Consider the following 2,281-nt stretch of genomic DNA (forward strand, 5'->3'; position numbering starts at 1 on the left):
GCCGGGGGCCTGGCCGAGGTGCTGGGCGGCAGCCCCGAGCAGGTCGAGAACGCCGCCGAGATCGGCATGGAACACAACCTCGGCCTCACCTGCGACCCCGTCGGCGGGCTCGTGCAGATTCCCTGCATCGAGCGCAACGGCATGGCCGCGGTCAAGGCCGTCACCGCCGCACGGATGGCGCTGCGCGGCGACGGCCGCCACCATGTCTCCCTCGACAAGGTCATCAAGACCATGAAGGACACCGGCGCCGACATGAAGGTCAAGTACAAGGAGACGGCGCGCGGCGGCCTCGCGGTCAACGTCATCGAGTGCTGACGCATTGAGGTGGATTGAGGTGGCGTGACCGGTGACGTCGGCTGATCCTCCGGCGCTACGGGTGCCGGTCGGGGACGACGCGGAGCGCTGGGCGAGCCGCGCGGCGCACCGGCGCGTCCTCCTCGTCGTGCACAACGTCACCTCCGCCGGGCGGCTGCTGGATGTGCTGCCGCTCTTCCACGACGACTTCCGGGTGCAGCTCCTGGTCACCTCGACCGAGTCGTCCGCCTTCCAGGGCGGGATACGGGAGCTGTTCGCGGACCTCGGGCTGCCGGTGCTGCCGTGGGAACAGGCCCTGGCCACACCGGTGGATCTGGCGGTCTCCGCGAGCTTCGGGGGCCGGCTGAGCGACCTCCACGGCAAGTTGACCGTCCTGTCGCACGGAGTCGGCTACACGAAGAAGCTCCATGTGTCGGGGGTTCGGAACCGTGAGCCGACCTTCGGCCTGTCGCCGGAATGGCTGCTGGTGGACGGGCAGCCGTTCGTGGACGGGCTCGTACTGTCCCACCCCGAGCAGCTGGAGCGGCTGCGGCGGGCCTGCCCCGAGGCCGCGGCCGCGTCCGTCCTGGCCGGGGACCCCTGCTTCGACCGCATGCTGGCCGCCGCACCGCACCGGGAGCGGTTCCGGCGGGCGCTCGGCGTGCGCCGGGGCCAGCGCCTCGTCGTCCTGAACTCCACCTGGAACCCGGAGGGTTTCTTCGGCAACGGCGGCGACCAGGACGTCCTGCCCGGGCTGCTGCCCCGCCTCGCCGCCGAACTGCCCGCCGACGACTACCGGCTGGCGGCCGTGCTGCACCCCAACATCTGGTACGGCCACGGACCGGGCCAGATCCGCGTCTGGCTGGACCGGGCCCTGCGCAGCGGGCTGACCCTGATCGACCCCGTCCACGCGTGGCGGCAGGCCCTGCTCGCGGCCGACGCCGTCGTCGGGGACTTCGGGGCGGTCTCGTACTACGCGGCCGCCCTGGGCACCCCTGTACTCCTGGCGTCCGCCGCACAGGACCGGCTGGACCCGGAGGCGCCGCTCGCGGCCTTCGTCCGCGACGCGCCCCGGCTCGATCCGCACGGCCCGCTGCGGGACCAGGTGGAGCGGCTGCTGGCACGGCACCGCCCGGCCGCGGGCCCGGCCGAGTTCACCAGCTCGGCCCCGGGCGCGTCGGCGGCGCTCCTGCGGCGGCACTTCTACGCCCAGATGGACCTGCCCGAGCCCCCGGCCCCCGCCCTGCTGGAGCCGCTGCCCCTGCCGCGGTACGACCCGCCGCGGCGCACGGCACCCCTGAACGTCCGTACGCGCGTGAGCGGCTCCGACGTCCGGATCGAACGCACCACCGGCCACCCCTACGACGCGGTCGGCGACGCCCACCTCTCCGTCCACGAGGACACCCGCGACCCCGGCGACCTGACCCGAGCCGACGTGATCGTCCGCGAGGGCCTCCCGGACGACCCGCGCCTGGGCGGCGCGGGGACGGCGGAGGTCCTGCGCCGCTACCCGAACTGCGCGCTGACCGCGTACGTGACCGGCCCGGACCGCTGCGTGGTGCGGGTGCGGGGGTGGGATGGCGTGCTGTGTTTGTCGGCAGACGCGGGCGCGGATGCGGATCCTGCGGCGTACGCGTCGTCGCTGTACGCGTGGCAGGCGGGCGGCGGGGTGGTGCCGGAGGCCTTGCGGGTGCATGTGGCGGGTCGGGTGCACGAGGTGCGGGTGGTGCCGGCGTGAGGTGTGGGTGCCGGGTGCGGGGCCTCCGGGGCAGGGCCCTGGACCGTATATTTTTGGCGCCGGTGCCGTAGACCGTGTGGTGAACGATGAATTGGCGCCACAAATACACGGCAGCGTCCAGGACCCCACCCCTACGACCCCGCCCCCTCCCGCCGGTGGCCCCGGCCCCCAATTCGATCCCGGTTCGCCCGGTGGCGTGGTGCTGGGCGGGGGTGGGCGCAACCCCGCCCCCTCCCGCCGATGGCCCCG

At 73.9% G+C, this 2,281-nt stretch carries 2 protein-coding genes; both read left to right on the plus strand.

All coding sequences use genetic code 11. The features are described 5' to 3' along the window. On the plus strand, positions 1 to 315 hold a 315-nt coding region (locus EEJ42_RS02885), incomplete at its 5' end, for an L-serine ammonia-lyase, iron-sulfur-dependent, subunit alpha (protein ID WP_184502907.1). A 31-nt stretch (positions 316 to 346) separates the two neighbouring features. Next, on the plus strand, positions 347 to 2,032 hold the full coding sequence (locus EEJ42_RS02890; RefSeq protein WP_246095989.1) for a hypothetical protein: 1,686 nt from the start codon (positions 347 to 349) through the stop codon (positions 2,030 to 2,032). The last annotated feature ends 249 nt before the right edge of the window (positions 2,033 to 2,281 follow it).

The sequence above is a fragment of the Streptomyces botrytidirepellens genome (genome assembly GCF_003721215.1).
GTDB classification, from domain to species: Bacteria; Actinomycetota; Actinomycetes; order Streptomycetales; family Streptomycetaceae; genus Streptomyces; species Streptomyces himastatinicus.